Below are 21071 nucleotides of genomic sequence, written 5' to 3' on the forward strand. Positions count from 1 at the left end.
GGGTAAAAAGTCCTACGGGCACGCCGTGCCGCCTTTGCTAAGCTTCCTGTTTTGGTCGCGCCGAAAGGCTCGCATACGGATGCATCAACCGGACGACAAGCGCAGGCGTCACGCCATGGCCGACGGGTTACCCGTGGCATGGCAGCGCGCGCTCGTCGAGCCGGCGGCGCCCGAGCCATCGGCCGGGCGTATCGTTCTCGGCTTCTTCCTCGAGGGCGTCAACGACGACCACGAACCGGCCGCCCGCCTGGATGTTGCGCCGGTGCTGCTGACGCTCGGCGAGGAAGGGCGCTATTCGCGGCCCACCCCGCTGGACAGCCGCCATCTTCCCGATGCCGCGCTCACCGTGGCCGAAAAACGCCTGGCCTCGACGGTGCTCGGCCTGCCGCAAACCCTTCGCAAGAGCCGCAGCTACGCGCGCTTCGCCGGTGCACTGGGCGACCAGCTGTTATCCGAGGTGCTCGATGGCGCGCCATGCTTTTTCGGCGGCGTGGCGGGACTCAAGCTGTCGCGCGGCCAGCCGCACGCACTCAGCTGGCGCTGGAATCTGGAGAAGGACGGCAGCCAGAAACTGCAGCCGGCACTTCCCGCCAGCCAGCGGCTGTTCCGCGTCGGCTCGCTGTGGTTCCTCGATGCCGAGCACGCGGAAGTGGGCCCGCTGGAGGGCTCGCCCGACGAGGACACCTGGCTGGACCTGCCGCCCCTGCCGCCCGAAAGCACGGCCGCTTTCATGACCGGTGTGGCGGGTACGCGCATGGGATCGCGCCTTCCCGCACCGCAGGTGTTCGGCGACATGCGCCGTGCCGAGGTGTCGCCACGGCCCGTGCTGGTACTGCACGCGCTGACGCGGCACGCCCGTCTTGCCGCCGGCACCCCGCCGCTGGCGTATGGCCGGCTCGCCTTCGATTACGCCGGCGAACGGCTTCCGGGGCGCGGCGGCGAGCCGCTGGTGCGCCGCGTGCGTAACGGTGCCTTGCTGGAGATCGCGCGGCGTCGGGCGGAAGAACTCGCCTCCATGGAAACCCTGGAAGGTGCGGGCCTCAATCCGGCCGTCGATACCGAGGGCCTGCCCTGGGACATGGCCGACACGCTGCCCGACGATGCCTGGCTGTTTCCCGGCAAGGGCTATGCCGGTGCGCTGGAAGTGAACACCCCCGCGCGCTGGCTCGCATTGCGTCCCCGACTCGAAGCCGACGGCTTCGTGCTGGAATACGACCGCAGCTTTCCCTTCGAGGTGCTGGAAGGTCCGGTGCATTGGTACGGCAAGGCTCACGAGGACGACGCCGACCGCGCCTTCGACCTGGAAATCGGCATCGAGGTGGAGGGCAAGCGGGTCAACCTGCTGCCCGCCGTGGCCCATGCACTGGCGGAGCATCAGCTCAGCCTGAGCCCCACCCCGGGCGAGGCGGAGGATTCCGTCTGGTATGCACCGGTGGACGAGCGTCGCCGCGTGCCGGTGCGCCTGAAGGAACTGCGCGGTCTGCTGGCGCCGCTGGCGGAATACCTCGAAAAACCGCGTCAGCAATTGCACCTGCCCCGCGTGCAGGCCGGTCGCCTGGAAGAACTGGTGCAGGCCCTGCCCAGCGGCGGTTCGTTCGAGGCGCCCGAGCGCCTGCGTGGTTTTACCAAGCGCCTGCGCGAGGCGGCGGAGCGTGCCAGCGATGCCGTGCCGGAAGGCCTGCGTGCCGAGTTGCGCGGTTATCAGCGTGACGGCCTGCGCTGGATGAACGCGCTGGCCGAGGCCGGCACGGGCGGCGTGCTCGCCGACGACATGGGGCTTGGCAAGACGCTGCAGCTCATCACCCACCTGTTGGCCCTGAAGGAAAGCGGCAACCTCGAGTCGCCGGCACTGGTCGTGGTGCCGACCAGCCTTGTACCCAACTGGTCGTCCGAGCTGGCTCGCTTCGCTCCTGGCCTGCGCGTGCTTGCACTGCATGGCCCGCAGCGTGCCGAAACCTTCGCCCATATCGGCGAGCGCGATGTCATCCTGACCACGTATGCGCTGCTGCCACGCGATGTGGAGACGCTGAAGAAACAGGCGTTCTCGCTGGTGGTGCTGGACGAAGCGCAACAGGTGAAGAACCCCCGCACGCAGGCACGCCGGGCGCTGCTCGCGATGAATGTGCCGCGCTGCCTCTGTCTCACCGGTACGCCGTTGGAGAATCACCTCGGCGAACTGTGGTCGCAGGTGGACCTCGCCGTCCCCGGCCTGCTCGGTGACGAAGGCGCGTTCCGTCGGCACTATCGCGCGCCGATCGAGAAGCACCAGGACATCGAATGCCAGGACCGCCTTAACCGGCGCATCGCACCTTTCATCCTTCGTCGCACGAAGGCACAGGTGGCCTCCGAACTGCCTGCCAAGACCGAGATCACGCGCCGTGTGGTGATGGAGTCGCGCCAGCGCGACCTTTATGAAAGCCTGCGCCTGTCACTGGCGGAGGAGCTGCGCGAGGTGATCGCGCAGCGTGGCATCGCGCATAGCGGCATCGTGGTGCTCGACGCCTTGCTGAAACTTCGTCAGGTCTGCTGCGATCCGCGCCTGGTGAAGCTCGAGGCCGCGCGCGGCGTGCGCGACTCGGCCAAGTTCGAACTGCTGATGGACATGTTGCCCGCGTTGCTGGCCGAGGGCCGTCGGGTGCTGTTGTTCAGTCAGTTCACCGAGATGCTGAAGCTCATCGCGGCCGAGCTCGATCGGCGTCGTATCAGCTACGTTACGCTTACCGGCGAAACGCGCGATCGTGCCGAGCCGGTGCAGCGCTTCCAGGAAGGCGACGTACCGCTGTTCCTGCTTTCGTTGAAGGCGGGCGGCGTGGGCCTGAACCTCACCAGCGCGGACACCGTCATCCATTACGACCCCTGGTGGAACCCCGCCGCCGAAGCGCAGGCCAGCGATCGCGCGCACCGCATCGGTCAGGACAAACCGGTATTCGTCTATCGCCTGATCACCGCGGGCACGGTCGAGGAGCGCATCGAGGAGCTGAAGGCGCGCAAGGCTGACCTGGCCGATGCCGTCCTCGAAGGCGGCGGCAGCCGGGAGCGGCTGAGCTTCGACGAGAGCGACCTCGACGCCCTGCTGGCGCCTCCCCTCTGATCGGAAAGACTGTTTTTTCGGCAGATCAGCTTTTTGCTGCGTAATCTATCGTCTCGATACTTGTAATCCATAGGTCACATGTGTAACTTATGAGTTACGTTGCGCGGCATGTACGAGATTGCCGAAAGTGAAACGTTCCGCCGCTGGTTGTCGTCGCTCCGCGATCGGTCGGCCGTCACGCGCATCGATGTCCGGATCCGCAGGCTCTCGCTCGGCTATCTCGGTGACGTCAAGCATGTGGGCGAGGGCGTCCGCGAGATACGCATCGATCACGGACCGGGCTACCGGGTCTATTTCATCCAGCGTTCGGGCGTGATGGTCATCCTGCTCTGCGGTGGAGACAAGACTTCGCAACAGCGTGACATCAGGAAAGCCACGGCACGTGCCGCCTCATGGGACAAGCAAGCATGCAAGAGAAATTCACTCGCTGGGACCCCGTCGAGCGCCTCGTCACCGAGGCGGATCACATGGCCTATCTCAACGCCAGCCTGGACGACGATCCGGGTGATGGCAGCCTCATTCGTGCCGCGCTGGGCGATATCGCCCGGGCGCGTGGCATGAGCCGCGTCTCACGCGCGGCGGGCCTGTCGCGCGAGGGGCTGTATCGCGCCCTCTCGGCGGAGGGCAATCCGGAATTCGCGACGGTCATGCGCGTCATGCGCGCGCTGGGGCTCCAGCTGCGCGCGGCATGACGCATGGCGGCTGCCGCCTGGGTGTCAGCGGCGCAGCGGGGTGCCGCCGGCTTCCACGATGGCCAGCGCCGCGCCACCGATGAGGCCCGGTTCCGGGTTCATGATCGCCTGCGTCGGTACCTGTTCCATCGTGTCGCGGAAACGACCCTTCGCCTCGAAGCGCTCGCGGAACTTGCCCTTCTGGATCCACGGAAGAAGGATCGGTGTCATGCCACCGGTAAGGTACACGCCGTCCCAGGCACCCAGGGTCAGCACGAGGTCGCCGGCCACGCTGCCGAAGATGCCGGCAAAGGTTTCCACGGCGCGGTCGCACATGGCGCAACTCTTGTCCGTAGCCAGCTTGGTGATTTCTTCGGGCGTGATGTCCGCGCGCGGCTTCTGGCCGGAGATCTCGCAAATCGCCTCGTAGAGGTTGACCAGGCCCTGGCCGCAGATCAGGCGCTCGTTGGAGACGCGGCCGTAACGCAGGTTCAGCACCTTGAGGATCTCGATGTCCTCGGCGCTGTGCGCGGCGAAGCCGGCGTGGCCGCCTTCGGTCTGCAGCACGCTGACCTTCTCGCCGCGAATGAGCAGGCCACCCACGCCCAGGCCGGTGCCCGGGCCCACCACCACGAAGGTCTGCTCGTCCTTGGCGCCGATCTTCGGCACCGGGACGGTACCCACCTCCACCAGGTCCTGGTGGCCGCTGGCGTCCTTCGCGGAGCTCATCAGCATGACCGCCATGGACTGCGCGGCAAAATCGTTGACCAGGTGCACCCATTCCAGATCGAGCTCGGCTGCGAGGTTCTTCGCCGAGATCGCCCACGGGTTGTTGGTGACCTTGACCGTCTCGCCGTTGTCGATACGGCCGGCCGCGGCGATGATGGCGCGCTGCGCCTCGTGGCCGGTTTCCTTGAAGTACTGCTTGGCGGCATCGCCAAGGGAGGCGTAGTCCTTGACGTGGTAACGCCGGATACTTTCCTGGATAAGTGGTTGATCCGCTTCCGGATGCGCGATGCCGAAGCGCACATTGGTGCCGCCGAGGTCGGCGAGCAGAGTCGGCGCCGCGGCGCTCACGTTGGACATGTTTTTTCAGACCTGTCAGATCACGGAAGCCCGCAAGGTTGCCTCGCGCGGGCGCTGGCGTCCAGTGACGGTTTGCTCCACGCCCTCTTCACACGCATGGGGCGTTCAAAAACGGTGGCGCGCGACCGACACTTTGACGTAAACGTTTACGCGGGCAGAATACCGCATCGCCCGTGTCCATGGCGGGGCATTTGCCCCTCGGATGCGGGTCAACGGGAGAGTAAGTGATGGCAGCAGTTCGCCTCGACAAGGTGCGCAAGGTTTATCCGAACGGCCATGTGGCCCTGAAGGAGGCGAGCTTCGACATCGCCGACGGCGAGTTGCTGGTGCTGGTCGGGCCGTCGGGCTGCGGCAAGACCACGCTGTTGCGCATGATCGCCGGGCTGGAGTCGATCTCCGGCGGCACGTTGAGCATCGGCGACCGCGTCGTCAACGACGTGCCGCCGAAAGACCGCGACATCGCCATGGTGTTCCAGAACTACGCGCTTTATCCGCACATGACCGTGCGCGAGAACCTCGGCTTCGGCCTGCGCCTGCGCGGGGTGGACAAGGCCGAGATCGATCGTCGAGTGGCGGGTGCCTCCGACATGCTGGGACTGGACGAGCGCCTGGACCATCGTCCCGCGGCCCTGTCTGGCGGGCAGCGGCAGCGTGTGGCGCTGGGGCGCGCGATGGTGCGCGACCCGTCGGTATTCCTGCTCGACGAGCCGCTGTCCAATCTCGATGCCAAGCTTCGCCTTTCCACCCGTGTCGAGATCGCGCGCATCCACCGCCGCGTGGGCGCCACCATGGTGTACGTCACGCACGACCAGATCGAGGCGATGACGCTCGGCCAGCGCATCGTGGTGCTCAACGGCGGAGTCATCCAGCAGCTGGATACGCCGATGAACCTCTACAACAAGCCGGTGAACCTGTTCGTCGCGGGCTTCCTCGGCAGTCCCGCAATGAATCTCTTCCACGGCACGCTACGCCGCGAGGACGGACTGCGCCTGGTGATGAAGGAGGGCACGCTGGCCCTCGGCACGCAGAGCGACGTATTGGCCGCGTACGTGGACAAGCCGCTCATCGTCGGTATCCGCCCGGAAGACCTGCTCACCGTCGACGATCACCCCGGTGTCGAGGCACGGCTGCACGCGCATGTCGACGTGGTGGAGCCGGTCGGCAACGAGGTGTTCCTCAACATGCGCCATGGCGGCGACGAACTCGTCTCCCGCGTGCCGCCGCACTCCACGGTGCGACCGGACAGCGAGATCGCCCTCGGCTTCCACCGTGAGCGGGTGCATTTCTTCGATACGGAAACCACGAACCGTATCGAGGCCTGATCCACAAACAGCGTGTTGGGTGGTTATTAATGCGAACCATTCGCATTAACATGGCGCGACGTCGCACCTCCGGGTGCGGCTCCCCTTGACCGGCGCCAGCCGGAGGCAGGACGCCTCCTTCGCAAGCTCCCGAAACGTGCCTCATCGGCACGACCTTGCGAAGGACCTATCACGTGTTGCCAAAGCATGCCCTCGCCGCGCTGATCGGCGCGGCACTCTCCTGTTCGCCCCTTGCCCATGCCAACGGTCGCGACGCCGCCGATGCAGTAGCCGCTACGACCACCGACGAGCTGCCGCGCATCACCGTGACCGCGATCGGTTCGGCATTCCGTTTCGATGTGCCGGCCACCGTGTCGGTCATCGATCGCCAGGCCATGGATCGCCACCTCGTCGTCGACATACGGGATCTCGTGAAATACGAACCTGGCGTCTCGGCCGTGGGCACGGCGGGGCGCTGGGGCCTCGACAGTTTCAATATCCGCGGCCTGGGCGGTAACCGCGTGGCCATCCTGACCGACGGCGTATCGGCTTCCAGCGCCTTCGGCTTCTCGACCACGGGCATGCGTGCCGGACGCAGCTTCGTCGACCCGGACACCCTGAAGAGTGTCGAGATCGTCCGGGGCCCCGCATCCGCCCTTGACCCTTCGGACGCACTCGGCGGCACCGTGCGCTACACCACCAAGGACCCCGCCGATTACTTGCGTGATGGCAAGGATGTCTACGTATCGGTGAAGGAGCGCTACGGCAGTGCCGAGCGCTCGCTGGGCACGTCGCTGACGCTGGCGGGCGGCACGCCGAAGAACGGCATCGTGTTCGTCGCCGATCATCGCGAAGCGAACCAGCTCGGCAACACCGGCGATGTCGACACGGCCAACTATCTGCGCACTCGCCCCGATCCGTTGACGCAGAACACCACCAGCGTGCTGGGCAAGTATGTGCATGTCGCACTGTCGGGGCGCGAGGATCGCGTCACGGTCGACATGTACCGCAACCGCGTCGATACCGACGTACTCAGCGGGCTGGGCCAGGCCGGCACCACGCGGCTCCTGGCGGATGTCGCGGCCGACCGTGCCACGCGCACCCGCGTTTCGGTGGGGCAACGATACGCCGACATCGACCTGGGCATCGCCGATCGTGTCGAGTGGGACGCGTGGTGGCAGACGTCGGAAACCCAATCGAGCACGCGTACCCTGGCCAATGTGCCCTCGCGCGCCGCGACCTACGATCGCCTCTACCTGAGCGACCTGAGCGAAAGGCTGTGGGGCGGCAAGCTAACGCTGTTCCGTTCGCTTCAGGGTAGCGACGTCGACCAGCGTATCGCCTATGGCATCGAGGCCTCGCGTACCACGCCGTCGGGCGAGCTGAATGGTCAGGGCAGAAACGTGGCTACCGGCGTCGTGTCGAGTCGTTCGCCGTACATGCCGGAGAACTACCCGCTGCGCTTCTTCCCGCGCAACGATACCGATCGCTACGCCGTTTTCGCGCAGGACGAGCTCGTCCTGATGGACGGCCGGTTGCGTGTCACGCCCGGTGTCCGCTGGGACCGTTATGCCTTCAGACCCGACCGGAACGATCCCTACTACGACGGCGCGTTCGTCCAGGATGGGCTCGGCAACGTGACGAAGAGCCGATTCTCGCCAAAGCTCGGCGCCACCTACGCGATGGCGGAGAACGTCGAGCTCTACGCGAGCTACGCGCAGGGTTTCCGCCCGCCGCTGTACAGCGAACTGGCGGTGGCATGGGGTACGCCACGCCTCTACGGCATCGTGCCCAATCCGACGTTGAAGCCCGAGACCAGCAGGGGTATCGAGATCGGCGTGCGCGGTAACGGCGAGCTGGGCTATTTCTCGGCAAGCACGTACTACAACCGCTATCGCAACTTCATATATGGCGGCTACACGCTGGATCGAAGCCAGTGGCCGCAATGGGCGCTCAACCAGAACCTGCTGATCGTCATGCAGGCGGTGAACTTCCCTCGCGCCACCATCAAGGGTGCCGAAGCCTCCGGCGGCCTGATGCTCGGTGCCTTGAGCGACGCGCTGCGCGGCTGGCGCATCCAGGGCAGCCTGTCCGCCGCCAGGGGTGACAAGCAGGTCTATGGCGTCGGCGGCACGTCGCCCTTGAACAGCGTCGATCCCTTGTCCGCTGTCGTGGGTGTGTCCTACGACGCATCGACGTGGGGCGCCGAACTGATCGGCAAGGGCGTGCGCCGCAAGTCGCGCCTGGACGATGCCGACACGTATCGCGCGCCGGGTTACGCGACGATCGACCTCTACGCGCACTGGAAACCCATCGCTGCGCTGGAGCTGATGGCCGGCGTCACCAACCTGGCCGATCGCAGGTACTGGGACTGGGGCTCGTTGCACGGCGGCGTGTTGACCAACGTGGCCACCGGTGGCGGTGTGGACGACGCCCAGGTGCGCAACGCACAGATCGAACGCCTGACCATGCCGGGGCGTGCCGTCTCGGTATCGGCCCGTTACACCTTCTGAGGATACGACCATGCAGCAGATTCCCGTATCGGCGCCATTACGCCTGGACATACCCGCGCTGGTGGACGGCTGGCGACGGTTGCGCGACGCCGAACCCGGGCTTCGCGCCCGCGACGCGGCGCAACGCCTGGGCGTGAGCGAGGGCGAACTCGTGGCCAGTCGCGTCGGCGACGGGGTTACGCGACTGGAGGGTGAGTTGCCGGGCCTGATCCGCGAGATTCCCTCGCTGGGGCGTGTGATGGCGCTTACCCGCAACGCGTACTGTGTGCATGAAAAGCAAGGCCGTTACGAGAACATCGATATCGGCGGCACCATGGGCATCGTGCTTGCGGAGGATATCGACCTCCGCCTTTTCCTCACCCACTGGCGTTACGGTTTTGCGGTTCGCGAATCGGCGCGCGGACGCACGCTGGAAAGCCTGCAGTTCTTCGACGGCGACGGCAAGGCTGTGCACAAGGTGTACCTCACCGAACACAGCGATCGTCCGGCCTGGCGCTCGCTGGTGCATCGCTACACGGCGGCCGTGCAGTCACCGCTCATCGATTGCGTGGCGGTGGCGGACCCGCTTCCGGTGCAGCAGTCGGATGACGAGGTATCCGTCGATGCACTCCGCGATGGATGGCGTGCGTTGCGCGACCCGCACGACTTCTTCGCCTTGCTGAGGAAGCACCGGGTGACCCGCACGCAGGCCCTGCGGCTGGTGGGGTCGGAGTTCGCCAGCCGGGTGGACGATGGCACCGTGCGCCGGGTGCTCGAAGGCGCGGCGGCGGGTGGCGAGCCGCTGATGGTCTTCGTCGGCTCGCCGGGCGTGGTGCAGATCCATACCGGCCCGGTGCGGAAGGTGGCGATGGCCGGGCCCTGGCTCAACGTGCTGGATGACGACTTCAACCTGCACCTTCGTGCCGACGCGATTGCCGAAAGCTGGATCGTGCGCAAGCCGGTACCCGAAGGCATGGTCACGTCACTGGAACTGTACGCGGAGGACGGCACGCAGATCGTGCAGGTGTTCGGCCGGCGCAAACCGGGCGTGCCGGAGCGCGACGACTGGCGGGCGTTGCTGGCAGCGGCAGGAGCGGCGGCATGAAGACGACCCGTGTCTGTCATCTCGCGCTTGCCGCCCTGCTCGCGTGCGTGTCGCTCACAGCGAACGCCGCGTCGCGCATCGTCGCCCTGGGCGGCGACGTCACCGAGACCCTCTACGCCATCCACGCCGAAGGCAACCTGGTCGCGGTGGACAGCACCAGCACCTGGCCCGTGGCGGCCACGTCGCTGCCGCAGGTCGGCTATGTGCGGCAGTTGAGTGCGGAAGGCGTGCTCGCTTTGCGCCCCGACCTGATCGTGGCGACCCACGATGCCGGTCCGCCCGCGGCCCTGGCGCAGCTGCGCGAGGCGGGTGTGCGCACCGCCTCGTTGCCCGCATCGCGCACGCCGGAGGACATCGTTGCGAAAATCCGCAGCGTGGGTGCGCTCACCGGCCACGCGGCGGACGCGGAGTCGCTGGCGCGCAGCGTGACGCGCACGTTCGCGACACTGTCGGCTGCGGTGGTTGCCATGTCCCATCATCCCCGCGCGGTGTTCCTCATGTCGACAGGGCAGGGCAGCCCCATGGCCGCCGGCGCGGAGACGGCCGCCGACCGTGCGCTGGTCCTGGCAGGGGCCCGCAATGTCGCCGCGGGCATCGACGGCTACAAGGCCGTGTCTCCCGAAGCACTGGTGGCCATGGCGCCCGACGTCATCGTCCTCATGCAGGAGCGCGAAGCGGCGGTCGGTGGCATCGCGGGTGTGCTGGCCCTGCCGGGTGTCGCCGATACGCCGGCCGGCAAGGCCCGGCGGGTGTTCTTCGTGCCGGGCCAGGCGCTGCTCGGTTTCGGCCCGCGTACGGCCGACGAGGCCCTCGCGCTGCAACGGCGCTGGTCTTTCCTCGCGCCATGAGCACCGTGGTGGCCGTGTTGCCGACGTTGACGTGGCGCCGCCTGGCGCTGCCGGCGCTCGTCCTGCTGCTCGTCGTGGCGGTGCTGTGGAGCCTCTGCCACGGCGCCATCGACATTCCGCCGCGCGAGGTGCTTGCATCCCTTCTGCGTGCGATGGATGGCCTCGCGGCGCGCGGCGACGACGCGGTGGTGCTCGGCCTGCGGCTGCCCAGGGTGCTGTTGGCGATCCTGGTCGGCGCGGCGCTGGCCAGCGGCGGGGCGACGATGCAGGGCCTGTTCCGCAACCCGCTGGCCGATCCCGGTCTGATCGGCGTGTCCGCCGGCGCGGCCCTCGGCGCCGTCGGCGCGATCGTGCTCGGTGGCCAGGCCGGCTCTTGGCGGGTCGCCGCCGCGGCGTTCGTGGGTGGCCTGGGCGCGACCTCCTTCGTCTACGTGCTGGGCCGCCATCGTGGCGGCGTCAGCCATCTCCTGCTCGCCGGCGTCGCGGTGAACGCCATCGCCATGGCCGGGGTCGGCCTGCTGACCTATCTGGCGGACGAAAACCAGCTGCGCGACCTGACCTTCTGGTCGCTTGGCAGCCTGGGTGGCGCGAGTTGGTCGCGGCTGGCCACGGTGGCCCCGTGGATACTGCTGCCATTGCTGTGCCTTCCCTCCGCCGCGGCAGGGCTCAACGCCCTGTTGTTGGGCGAGAGCGAGGCGACGCTGCTCGGCCACCGGCCCGAGCGCCTGCAGCCCTTCCTCGTGGGTCTGGTCGCGCTGGCCGTCGGTGCCTCGGTGGCCTTTACCGGCGTGATCGGTTTCGTCGGCCTGATCGTGCCGCATCTGCTGCGCATGGGCTTCGGCCCCGACCATCGCTTGCTCCTGCCGGCCTCCGCGGTGGGCGGTGCCACGCTGCTGGTGGCGGCCGACGCGCTGGCACGCACGGTCGTCGCGCCCGGCGAACTGCCGATCGGGGTGCTCACCGCGCTCGTCGGTGGGCCCTTCTTCCTCTGGCTGCTGCGCGGGCGCGGCAACGGTGCGGCGCGGTGACGGCGCTGCGGGGGCGGTTGGCGACTCGCCACGTCGACCTGGTTCGCCAGGGACGGCACATCCTGCACGACGTGTCGCTGACCGCGGCGTCGGGCCGGCTGCTGGTGTTGATCGGCCCCAATGGCGCGGGCAAGAGCAGCCTGCTGAAAGTGCTTGCCGGCCTGACGCATGCGAGCGGGGGCGTGGCCACGCTCGATGATCGCGCGTTGTCGGCATGGCACCCGCGCGACCTGGCCCGGCGACGCGCCATGCTTTCCCAGCGCGTGGATCTCGACTTCGGCTTCACCGTGGAGGAAGTGGTGGCGCTGGGCCGCGGGCCCCACCCGGCCGACCGGACGCGCGATGCCGGCATCGTCACCGCGGCGCTGCACGCGGCCCATGCCTGGGCGCTGCGTGGGCGGCGTTACACGGTGTTGTCCGGTGGCGAGCGCCAACGCGTGCACCTGGCCCGGGTGCTGGCGCAGGTATGGGAAGGGGCCAGCCACGGCGCGTGGCTGCTTCTGGACGAACCCGAGGCCGGGCTCGACATTGCCCATCAGCACTTCATCCTGCGCCGGGCCCGCGCCCTTGCGACCCAGGGTTTCGGCGTGGTGGCCGTGCTGCACGACCTGGCACTGGCCGCGCGCTACGCCGATGAGGTGGCGTTGATGGCCGGCGGTCGCCTGCTGCGGCAGGGGTCGCCGGGGGCGACACTCGATCCGGCGCTGCTCTCGGAGGTGTACGGCATCGCGCTGGTCCGCGGTGCGACGTGCGGTATCGAGGTGGCCTGAGGCCTGCGACCCCGTGCCGCCACCGCGATCGCGGTCGAGGCGTAAAATGGTGGCCTTGCCCACCCACAGGCCACCCTTCATGACCTTCCCCGCCGTCCGCATGCGTCGCATGCGCCGCGATGCCTTCTCCCGCGCCCTGATGCGCGAGACCGTGCTCACCGTGTCCGACCTGATCATGGTCGCGTTCGTTGTCGATGGCGAAGGCGTACGACAGCCGGTGGCCTCCATGCCGGGCGTGGAACGGCTCTCGATCGACCAGCTGTTGAAGCTCGGCGAGGAGTGCGTGGCGCTGGGCATCCCGGCACTGGCCCTGTTTCCGTCGGTGGGCAACGAGGTGAAGAGCGAAGACGCCGCCGAGGCCTGGAACGCACAGGCGTTGTTCCAGCGCGCGACGCGGGCCCTCAAGGAACGTTTTCCCGACCTGGGCCTGATCGGCGACGTGGCCCTGGACCCGTACACCACGCACGGCCAGGACGGCCTGATCGACGCCGACGGCTACGTGATGAACGACGCCACGGTGCAGGCGCTGATCCGGATGTCGCTGGCGCAGGCGGAAGCCGGCATGGATTTCATCGCCCCGTCCGACATGATGGACGGGCGTATCGGTGCCATCCGCGATGCCCTGGAGGAAGCCGGCCATATCCACACGCGCATCCTGGCGTATTCGGCGAAGTACGCGTCCAGCTTCTACGGCCCGTTCCGCGACGCCGTGGGTTCGTCGGGCAACCTGGGCAAGGGCAACAAGCACACCTACCAGATGGACGTCGGCAACAGCGACGAAGCCCTGCGCGAGGTGGAGCTAGACCTCGCCGAGGGTGCGGACGCGGTGATGGTGAAGCCCGGCCTGCCTTACCTGGACATCGTCCGTCGGGTGAAGGACACCTTCGGCGCGCCCACCTTCGTCTATCAGGTCAGCGGCGAGTACGCGATGATCAAGGCCGCCGCGCAGAACGGCTGGCTGGACGAGAAGGCCGTGGTCATGGAATCCCTGCTGGCGATGAAGCGTGCCGGCGCGGACGCGATCCTCACGTATTTCGCGGTGGACGTGGCGCGCTGGCTGAAGAGCTGATGCGCCGCATCGCTGGCCGATCGTGCGAGGCCAGCGTGTTCGCTCGCGTGACATAATCCGGAACGATCTTCCGGGAGTCGCAGGATGGATGGACATCACTTTCTCGAGACGGCCGTCGTCTTCCTGCTGGCGACGGTCGTGGCCGTGCCCCTCACGAAGCGCTTCCGCCTTGGCGCCGTGCTCGGCTACCTGTTGGCAGGGGTGGTCATCGGGCCGTCGGTCCTCGGTCTGGTAAACGACACCGAGGGTGTCGCGACGATCTCCGATTTCGGCGTCGTGCTGATGCTGTTCGTGATCGGGCTGGAACTGTCGCCATCGCGCCTGTGGGTGATGCGACGCGCGGTATTCGGCAGCGGCAGCCTGCAGGTCATTACCTGCGCGCTGGCGCTCGGCGCCATCGGCTATTTCCTGTTCGGCCTCACCTGGAAAGCCGGCGTCATCGTCGGCGGCAGTCTGGCCCTGTCTTCCACGGCCTTCGGCCTGCAGATCCTGGCCGAGCGCAAGGAAGCCGGTTCGGCCTACGGTCGCCAGGCCTTCGCCATCCTGCTGTTCCAGGACCTGGCCGCCATTCCGCTGATCGCCGCGGTGCCCCTGCTGGGCAGCGCCGTGGCCCACGATGCGCACGGCCCTGACCTGGCCAGCGTGCTGCGGGTGGTCGGCACCATCTTCGGGGTGATCCTGGGCGGTCGCCTGCTGTTGCGCCACGTGTTCCGTTTCGTCGCCCGCGCCAAGAGCACCGAGGTGTTCACCGCGACGGCCCTGCTCGTGGTCATGGGCACGGCATGGCTGATGGAACTGGCCGGCATCTCGGTCACGCTCGGTGCCTTCCTGGCCGGCCTGCTGCTGGCGGATTCGGAATACCGGCACGAACTGGAATCCAACATCGAGCCGTTCAAGGGGCTGCTGCTCGGGCTGTTCTTCGTCAGCGTGGGCATGTCGGTCGACCTCGCGCTGCTGGTGGCCAAGCCGCTCCTGGTGTTGGGCATGGTGGTCTTGCTGCTGGCCGTCAAGGCGATGCTGATCGTGCCGCTGGGCCGGCTGATCGGCGCATTGACCACTGCCGATTCCGTGCGGCTTGCCGCCGTGCTGGCCAGCGGCGGCGAGTTCGCGTTCGTCATCCTCAACCTCGCCCAGCAGAACCGCCTGATCGACGACAGCCAGCGCGGGTTGATGGTCATGGCCATCTCGCTGTCCATGGCGCTGACACCGCTGCTGGTGCTGGCGGCTTCCCGGCTGGTGCACGAGCGCACGCACACGCCCGACCGCGCATTCGACACCATCGAGTCCGATACGCCGCGGGTCATCATCGCGGGCTTCGGCCGCATGGGCCAGATCGTCGCGCGTATGCTGCGCGCGCAGGACATCCCGTTCGTCGCCCTGGAAAGCTCGGTGGAGCAGGTGGATACCTCGCGGCGGTTCGGTGGCACGTCGCTGTTCTTCGGCGACCCCGCGCGTCCGGAAATGCTGCGTGCGGCCCAGGCCGACAAGGCCGAGGTGTTCGTCATCGCCACCGACGATCCGGAGGCCAACATCCGCACCGCCCGGCTGGTCAGGCGGCAGTATCCGCACCTGAAGATCATCGCCCGTGCACGTAACCGCCAGCACGCCTTCCGCCTGATGGACATCGGCATCGAAGAACCCGTGCGCGAGACGTTCTACTCCAGCCTGGAAATGACCCGCCACGTGCTCCAGTCGCTGGACATGCCGGCGGAGGTCGTCGACAGTCGTATCGCCCGTTTCCGCAAGCACGACGAGCAGGTGCTGCGCGCCCAGTACCTCGTGTACGACGACGACGCGGCGCTCATCCAGTCCTCGAAGGAAGCCCTGCACGACCTGCAGCAGCTGTTCGAAGCCGACGCCGTGGACGAGCGCGAGCGAGACGGCTGAGGCAAGCCTTCCGCCAGGACGCACGGCATACAACGCGCATCTGACACACGACACGGTATTTGTAGGAGCGCGCGATGCGCGCGACATCTCTTCGCGATATTCCCCCAAGGGAGCTGGCGCGCCAGCATGAAAGGCACCGCGAGAAGATGTCGCGCGCATCGCGCGCTCCTACAGGGGGTGTCGCGTTTACGTGAGGGGGCGCTTCAATCCGGCTGGGCGGGTTGCCGGAGTGTCTGGCGCACGCTGGGCACGGTGCCGACACGGTTGCCCAGTTCATGCGCGATGTCCACATAGCCCAGGTGCCGTGCGACATCGCCCGCGGTGCGGCCGAAGCCATCGGCGGCGTTGCGATTGGCGCCACGCTGCAGCAGCACGCGCGCCGGCCCGAGCAGGGCGTGCATCGCGCTCGCGTGCAGCGCGCTGACACCTCGATGGTCGGCATGTTCGATCCGGGCGCCGGCATCCAGCAGCACCGGCACCAGGGCGCCGAGGTGAGTGGCATCGGCAGGGGCGCCCGGGCGCAGGTTCGCACCCAGCAACATCAGTAGCGGGGTCACGCCGTCCTTGTCGGCCTTGTTCGCATCGGCGCCCTTGCCGATCACGGTGTCCAGCAGGCGCCGCGCACGCAGGCTGTCGCTGCTGCCGAAGCAGTACTGCGCGGCGGCGTGCAGGGCCGTGTGACCGTGGGCGTCTTCGGCTTTCGCATCGGCGCCTGCGCGCAGCAGCATGTCGGCGATCTCCGGATAACCCAGCGCGGCGGCGATCATCAGCGCCGTGGTCTCGCCCGGCAGTCGCTGGTCGGCCGATACGCCATGCGCAAGCAAGGCCTCGACGATGGTGTCGCGGCGCGCGTTGACGGCCGCCGCCAGCGGCGTGATGCCCGAGGCCGCGGCGAGGGTCGGGTCGGCGCCTGCCTGGAGCAGGTGGTCGACGACGTGACGCTGTCCGGCACCGGCCGCGCGGAGCAGGCCGGTCGCGCCCTGGTGGTCGCGTGTGTCGACGGGGAAACCCAGCTCCATGAGTCGGTCCACGGCTTGCGCGTCGCCTGCGGCGGCGGCGGCCGGCAGATCGTCGGCACGCAGGGGGCGACGCGGCAGCGGCCACGCCGTCCAGCTCAGCCAGCGCTCGACGTCGCCATGCCCGATGCCCAGGCCGTAGGGTGTTTCGCCATTGACGTCGGCGGCCTCGGGGTCGGCGCCGTGCGCCACCAGCAGGCGTACCAGTGGCAGGCTTTCGCCGCCTTGCTCGAGCGCCGCGTGCAGCGGCGTGCGCCCTCCTGCGTCGCGCACGTTCGGATTCATGCCGCGGGCGAGCAGGGCGCCCAGCAGCGCGCTACGGCCCGTAGCGGCGGCCATGTGCAGGGGAGTGCGTCCGCGGGCATCGGCCCCGAACGGATCGGCACCGGACTCGAGCATCGCCAGGGTCAGGCGTTCGTCGGCTCCGTCGAGGCGGCAGATCGCCTGGCCGAGCAGACCCGCGCCGGCCGGGCTGGCGCCGGCACGCATCAGCTGCAGCAGGGCGTCGGCCGATTGCGGCAGTTGGGGTAGCAGTGCGTCGAACAGGCGGCGTCCGGCCTGGGGCGCGTCGTCGGGTGCACCCAGTCGCGCCTCGGCATGCAGGCCGTGGTCGAGCAGCCATGCGCGCGCCGCCTCGAAACCGGACCCTGCAAGATCGACATAGAGCGCCGCCAGTTCCTCCACGGGCCACGCGCGGACCTTGATGGTGAACGTGGAGGCCACGGCCCAGTGCCCGAAGCGCAGGGCGTCGTAGAGGTGCAGGGGCGAATCGGCGCCGGCCTCGGGCACGACCGACTCGCTCAGCGATGTCGGCAGCGGCGTTTCCGGATCGAGCAACGCCACGAAATCCCAGCGCCCGGCACCGGCCGCGTGGTCCAGCGCGCTCCTGCCGTCCGCGCCGGGGTCTTTCGGCTGCGCGCCGAGGGCGAGCAGCGCACGCACCGTGGCCGCCTGCGCGCGCGGCGACTGGCAGGCGAGGGTGAGTGCGTCGCGGCCGTGGCCATCGCGCGGCGACGCGTCCGCATGGGCGTCGGCCAGCAGCTGCACGATGCCGTGCGCCCCGGCGCGCGAGGCCTCCATGAGGGCCGTGGTGCCGTGACGATCGGCGAGGTTGGGTTGCGCGTGCGCCTGCAGCAGTGCGCGGGCGATCTGCTCGTGCCCTTCGGCGGCGGCGGCCATCAGTGCCGAGCGGCCGTGGGCGTCGGTGGCGTTCACCGCCGCCTTGTAGCGCAGCAGCACCTTGACGCCCTCGGCGTCGTCATCGGCGATGCCCGCCGCGGCGACCAGCGCGGGCTCACCGCCCACGGGCGACGCCTTGGCGCCATGCTCCAGGAGAAACCGTACCAGCGCCCAGTTGGCGGCGCGGCAGGCGATCGCCAATGGCGTGTCGCCGGCGGCGTTCACCGCATCCACTGGCGCGCCGGCGTCGAGCAGCATGGCCGCGACGGTGGGCTCGGCACTGAGCACCGCGCCGTGCAGCGGCGTGTTGCCCTCATTGTCGATGGCCGCCGCATTCGCGCCATTGCTGAGCAGGGTGAGTACGGCCTCGGGCCGGCCATGCCAGCTGTCGCGTGTGGTGGCGTGCAAGGCGGTAACGCCCTGGTGGGCGCGATCGACGGTGGCACCCCGTGCGATCAGTGCTCGAAGCAGGCGTGAATCGGGGGACAGTGCCGCCAGTGTCAACACGGGGCGCTGGTCGCGGTCGCCGGGCTCGGCGCCGGTGTTCGGTTCGGCACCCGCTTCGACCAGGGCGACGGCGCGGGCGATGTCACCCTCGCGGGTGGCCAGCAGCAGGGCACGCTCCCGCACACCCGGCTGGCTTTCCTCGCTGCTGAGCACGGGAATGGGCGCGGGCGGGGTCGGCACAGGGCGTTCCGCGTCCTGCCCGATGTCGTCGCGGCGCGGCGCACTTCCGCGAGTCGCGCCCAGGCGCCCGCGGCGATCCGGGAGCAACGCGCGCAGGGTGCGATTGGCGATCACCATGCCTGCCACCGGCAACAGCACCACGCCGTAAAACGCAAGCGCGACCAGGCGCATTTCCGAAGGAAACACCCCATACAGACCGGACAGCGCGACGGCGCAGAAGGCCAGCACCAGCAGGCTGAATGCCGCCGGGAGGAAATGGGAGAAGAAACGCTCCTCGGCGGACAGGTGGCGGCCGAAACTCACCGAGCGCGCCAGTGCCGTGAAGATCCACGAGGCCGTTCCGCTGTCTTCGGGATAGGCGTCGTCCCATAGGTAGATCAGGCCGAACGCCGGCCACGTTCGCCAGAGGGCGGCAAGCGCCACCACCAGAGTGGCGGCCAGCAGGAGCGCCGCGCCCAGGCTGGGGGCCTGGGTGAGCTTGAGCAGGGGCCACGCCACCAGCACGAAGACCACGAACGTATACGCGGTGAAAATCACCACGTAGGCGGAGCCCCGGCGCAGGGCCGTGCGCAGGTAGCTGGTTTCGGGGTCGAAGCCGATCGCGTGGCACACCGCGCCCATCACCAGCGCGTTGGCCAGCAGAAGGGGAATCAGCGCCAGCGGCGACGCCGTGAGGCCGGCGCAGGCGACCGCGGCAAGGGCGGGAATGAACCAGGTCAGCGCTTTGGGCAGCGACGGTCGACGACGTTTGGGATTGGCCATGCGCGGGAGTATACGGACGCGCATGGCCGTACGCGGTAACGCGGCGTTAACCCTGGCGATGCACCACGCGCCCGATGCGGTTTCGGCCGCTCAGGCCCGGACGAGCATCTGGTCGGGGTCGATCTCGCGGTTGTGGTTCGGCTGGTTGCAGACGGTGAGGGTTTCGCCCGGGGGTGTCTGCAGGTGCCAGCCGCACCCGGCCAGGTTGATGAGCACTTGCTCAGTGTCGTTGTGCGGCAGCTTGCGCTGGGGGGTGAGTTCCACCTCGAGCACGAACCGGAGTTCGCCCAGCAGGAGGACCAGCGGTTCGGGAAGCATGTCGAGGCCGTCCCGGCGGGTCATCCAGACGTAGGTATCTGGCTTGCGAAGGCTTGCGTAGACATAGCAGTGCATGACGGCGGTCTCGCTGGCGGTTCGAGTACCTAAGGTAGCAAAAGGCCGGAGTCCGCGGGCGCGTGCGGACCACATTCCTGCAGATTTGTTGCACCGGCACTTGCAAATTATTCGTCAAGTCGTCCAGAGTTCCCCCGCAGATTGTTAAACGCGCGTATGAAAACGAGAACTTTTCCGTTGCGCGACTGTGACATCGACTCAGACAGAACAAGCAGGAGCCCCACCATGCAGACGTTGATCCGTACCCGCCCGTTGGCCGTCGCCGCCCTTTCGCTGGCCATCGCCGGCGCGCTCGTGGCTCCGCAGGCCGCCCACGCCAGTGCCTTCCAGCTGAAGGAAAACAGTGCCGCTGCGCTCGGCCGCGCTTTCGCCGGTTCCACCGCGGCAGGTGACGATGCGTCCGTCATCGTGAACAACCCGGCCGCCATGAGCATGCTCAAGGGCACCACGTTCCAGGCCGACGTCACCGGCATCAACTTCAGCACCAAGTTCCACGGCACCGCCACCGACGCGCAGGGTCGTCCCATTTCGGGTGGCAACGGCGGCGACGCGGGCACCACCATCCCGGTGCCGGCCTTCTACGTGGCCACCCAGGTCAGCGATCGCTGGCACGTCGGCTTCGGCCTGACCGCGCCGTTCGGCTTCAAGACCGAATACGACGGCGACTGGAAGGGTCGTTACAACGCCATCAAGTCCGACTTCAAGTCGTATGACGCCACCCTGTCGGCCTCGTTCGACGTCACCGACAACTTTGCCCTGGGCGTCAGCGCCATCGCGCAGAAGACCACGGCCGAACTGACCAGCGCCATCAACTACAACACCGTGGGCCTGGGCCTGATCCAGCGCGCCGCCGCGGCTGGCCAGCTCTCGCCTGCCGTGGCTCGTGCCCTGGCCGGCCAGTACGCCGCCGTGGTGCCGCCGGGCAGCGATGGCGTGGCCAAGATCAAGGGCGACGACTGGGCCTACGGCTGGCAGGTCGGCGGTCTGTGGAGGCTGACCCCGAACGACCGCATCGCGCTGAACTACCGCAGCAAGATCAAGCACACGCTGGAAGGCACGGGTAACTTCACGATGCCGAGCAACGTCTCGGCCGTGCTTTCCAACCCGACCGTCGGTGCCCTGCTCGGTAGCGGCCAGCCGCCCTTCACCCACACCAACGGCACGGCGGGCTTCACCACGCCGGTGGTGGCCACCGCCAGCTTCTGGCACCAGGACGTCAAGTTCGGCCTGGGCTTCGACCTGTCGTGGACCAAGTGGGACGAGTTCAAGGATCTGACGGTCGATTACTCGAACCCGAACCAGCCGTCCACCAGCGAGAACTACAGCTGGCGCAACAGCTACTTCCTCTCGGCCGGTGGCGAGTACTACCCGACCGACAAGCTGACGCTGCGTGCCGGTATCGCCGTGGACAGCACCCCGACCTACGACGACACCCGCTCGCCGCGCGTGCCCGACTCCACCCGCAAGTGGCTGGCGTTCGGCGTCGGCTACAAGGCCACGGAGAACTTCGAGCTCAACGCCGGTTACGCGCACATCTTTGTCAACAAGGCGCACATCGCGGGCGTCACCGACGCGACGAACGACCGCCTGATCGGCGAGAGCGACGACAAGGGCAACCTGCTCAGCGTGTCGGCCAAGTACCAGTTCTGATCGCTTCGGCGATCGGCTGAGGCCTGATACGAAAAA

General features: G+C 68.1%; 15 protein-coding genes. 12 read left to right on the top strand and 3 right to left on the bottom strand.

What is annotated here, in order from left to right:
• Positions 1-79: 79 nt before the first annotated feature.
• The 3 genes from AB8808_RS01575 (at position 80) to AB8808_RS01585 (ending at position 3783) form a co-directional block, all read left to right on the top strand.
• A complete protein-coding gene (locus AB8808_RS01575) occupies positions 80-3091 on the top strand; it encodes a DEAD/DEAH box helicase (protein ID WP_369926160.1) in 3012 nt (1003 codons plus the stop codon).
• 108 nt (positions 3092-3199) lie between these two features.
• A complete protein-coding gene (locus AB8808_RS01580) occupies positions 3200-3652 on the top strand; it encodes a type II toxin-antitoxin system RelE/ParE family toxin (RefSeq protein WP_506193239.1) in 453 nt (150 codons plus the stop codon).
• Positions 3559-3783, top strand: a complete 225-nt coding sequence (locus tag AB8808_RS01585) for an addiction module antidote protein (RefSeq protein WP_506193240.1) — start codon at positions 3559-3561, stop codon at positions 3781-3783. Before AB8808_RS01580 ends, AB8808_RS01585 begins: the two co-directional genes overlap by 94 nt.
• 24 nt (positions 3784-3807) lie before the next feature.
• On the opposite strand, the gene glk is transcribed toward AB8808_RS01585, so the two are convergent.
• Positions 3808-4848, bottom strand: coding sequence for a glucokinase (gene glk, locus AB8808_RS01590; protein WP_036138205.1), 1041 nt, complete (start codon positions 4846-4848; stop codon positions 3808-3810).
• Positions 4849-5075: 227 nt separating this feature from the next.
• On the opposite strand from glk, the gene AB8808_RS01595 reads away from it, so the two are divergent.
• The 8 genes from AB8808_RS01595 to AB8808_RS01630 all read left to right on the top strand — a co-directional run bounded on the left by AB8808_RS01595 (position 5076) and on the right by AB8808_RS01630 (position 15348).
• The gene (locus AB8808_RS01595; protein ID WP_369926165.1) at positions 5076-6170 is read left to right on the top strand and encodes an ABC transporter ATP-binding protein; all 1095 of its coding nucleotides are present in this window, start codon (positions 5076-5078) and stop codon (positions 6168-6170) included.
• A gap of 173 nt (positions 6171-6343) precedes the next feature.
• A complete protein-coding gene (locus AB8808_RS01600; RefSeq protein ID WP_369926167.1) occupies positions 6344-8662 on the top strand; it encodes a TonB-dependent hemoglobin/transferrin/lactoferrin family receptor in 2319 nt (772 codons plus the stop codon).
• Positions 8663-8672: 10 nt separating this feature from the next.
• Complete coding sequence (locus tag AB8808_RS01605) at positions 8673-9746, top strand: hemin-degrading factor (protein WP_369926169.1); 1074 nt, start codon at positions 8673-8675, stop codon at positions 9744-9746.
• Positions 9743-10594 carry a heme/hemin ABC transporter substrate-binding protein gene (locus tag AB8808_RS01610; RefSeq protein ID WP_369926171.1) on the top strand — a complete coding sequence of 284 codons (852 nt, stop codon included), beginning with the start codon at positions 9743-9745 and terminating at the stop codon, positions 10592-10594. Before AB8808_RS01605 ends, AB8808_RS01610 begins: the two co-directional genes overlap by 4 nt.
• The gene (locus AB8808_RS01615; protein WP_369926173.1) at positions 10591-11622 is read left to right on the top strand and encodes a FecCD family ABC transporter permease; all 1032 of its coding nucleotides are present in this window, start codon (positions 10591-10593) and stop codon (positions 11620-11622) included. Before AB8808_RS01610 ends, AB8808_RS01615 begins: the two co-directional genes overlap by 4 nt.
• Positions 11623-11639: 17 nt before the next feature.
• Complete coding sequence (locus tag AB8808_RS01620; protein WP_369926175.1) at positions 11640-12392, top strand: heme ABC transporter ATP-binding protein; 753 nt, start codon at positions 11640-11642, stop codon at positions 12390-12392.
• 79 nt (positions 12393-12471) lie between these two features.
• A complete protein-coding gene (hemB, locus tag AB8808_RS01625; RefSeq protein WP_369926177.1) occupies positions 12472-13461 on the top strand; it encodes a porphobilinogen synthase in 990 nt (329 codons plus the stop codon).
• Positions 13462-13545: 84 nt separating this feature from the next.
• Entirely contained in the window at positions 13546-15348 is a 1803-nt protein-coding gene (locus AB8808_RS01630; protein WP_369926179.1) for a monovalent cation:proton antiporter-2 (CPA2) family protein, read from the top strand.
• Between the two features lie 203 nt (positions 15349-15551).
• On the opposite strand, the gene AB8808_RS01635 is transcribed toward AB8808_RS01630, so the two are convergent.
• Together AB8808_RS01635 and AB8808_RS01640 are read right to left on the bottom strand one after the other, a co-directional pair.
• Positions 15552-18992 carry an ankyrin repeat domain-containing protein gene (locus AB8808_RS01635; RefSeq protein ID WP_369926181.1) on the bottom strand — a complete coding sequence of 1147 codons (3441 nt, stop codon included), beginning with the start codon at positions 18990-18992 and terminating at the stop codon, positions 15552-15554.
• A 90-nt stretch (positions 18993-19082) separates the two neighbouring features.
• On the bottom strand, positions 19083-19385 hold the full coding sequence (locus tag AB8808_RS01640) for a YcgL domain-containing protein (protein ID WP_036138187.1): 303 nt from the start codon (positions 19383-19385) through the stop codon (positions 19083-19085).
• Positions 19386-19610: 225 nt separating this feature from the next.
• On the opposite strand from AB8808_RS01640, the gene AB8808_RS01645 reads away from it, so the two are divergent.
• A complete protein-coding gene (locus AB8808_RS01645; protein ID WP_369926183.1) occupies positions 19611-21035 on the top strand; it encodes an OmpP1/FadL family transporter in 1425 nt (474 codons plus the stop codon).
• The last annotated feature ends 36 nt before the right edge of the window (positions 21036-21071 follow it).

It is taken from the genome of Xanthomonas sp. NCPPB 2632 (genome assembly GCF_041228075.2).
Taxonomy (GTDB): Bacteria; Pseudomonadota; Gammaproteobacteria; order Xanthomonadales; family Rhodanobacteraceae; genus Luteibacter.

Bases quoted from the DNA above. Each gene is read 5' to 3' on its own strand.
- hemB (WP_369926177.1), top strand. From the start codon at position 12,472: ATGACCTTCCCCGCCGTCCGCATGCGTCGCATGCGCCGCGATGCCTTC.
- AB8808_RS01615 (WP_369926173.1), top strand. From the start codon at position 10,591: ATGAGCACCGTGGTGGCCGTGTTGCCGACGTTGACGTGGCGCCGCCTG.
- AB8808_RS01575 (WP_369926160.1), top strand. From the start codon at position 80: ATGCATCAACCGGACGACAAGCGCAGGCGTCACGCCATGGCCGACGGG.
- AB8808_RS01610 (WP_369926171.1), top strand. From the start codon at position 9,743: ATGAAGACGACCCGTGTCTGTCATCTCGCGCTTGCCGCCCTGCTCGCG.
- AB8808_RS01580 (WP_506193239.1), top strand. From the start codon at position 3,200: ATGTACGAGATTGCCGAAAGTGAAACGTTCCGCCGCTGGTTGTCGTCG.
- AB8808_RS01630 (WP_369926179.1), top strand. From the start codon at position 13,546: ATGGATGGACATCACTTTCTCGAGACGGCCGTCGTCTTCCTGCTGGCG.
- AB8808_RS01605 (WP_369926169.1), top strand. From the start codon at position 8,673: ATGCAGCAGATTCCCGTATCGGCGCCATTACGCCTGGACATACCCGCG.
- AB8808_RS01645 (WP_369926183.1), top strand. From the start codon at position 19,611: ATGCAGACGTTGATCCGTACCCGCCCGTTGGCCGTCGCCGCCCTTTCG.
- AB8808_RS01595 (WP_369926165.1), top strand. From the start codon at position 5,076: ATGGCAGCAGTTCGCCTCGACAAGGTGCGCAAGGTTTATCCGAACGGC.
- AB8808_RS01640 (WP_036138187.1), bottom strand. From the start codon at position 19,385: ATGCACTGCTATGTCTACGCAAGCCTTCGCAAGCCAGATACCTACGTC.
- AB8808_RS01585 (WP_506193240.1), top strand. From the start codon at position 3,559: ATGGCCTATCTCAACGCCAGCCTGGACGACGATCCGGGTGATGGCAGC.
- AB8808_RS01635 (WP_369926181.1), bottom strand. From the start codon at position 18,992: ATGGCCAATCCCAAACGTCGTCGACCGTCGCTGCCCAAAGCGCTGACC.
- glk (WP_036138205.1), bottom strand. From the start codon at position 4,848: ATGTCCAACGTGAGCGCCGCGGCGCCGACTCTGCTCGCCGACCTCGGC.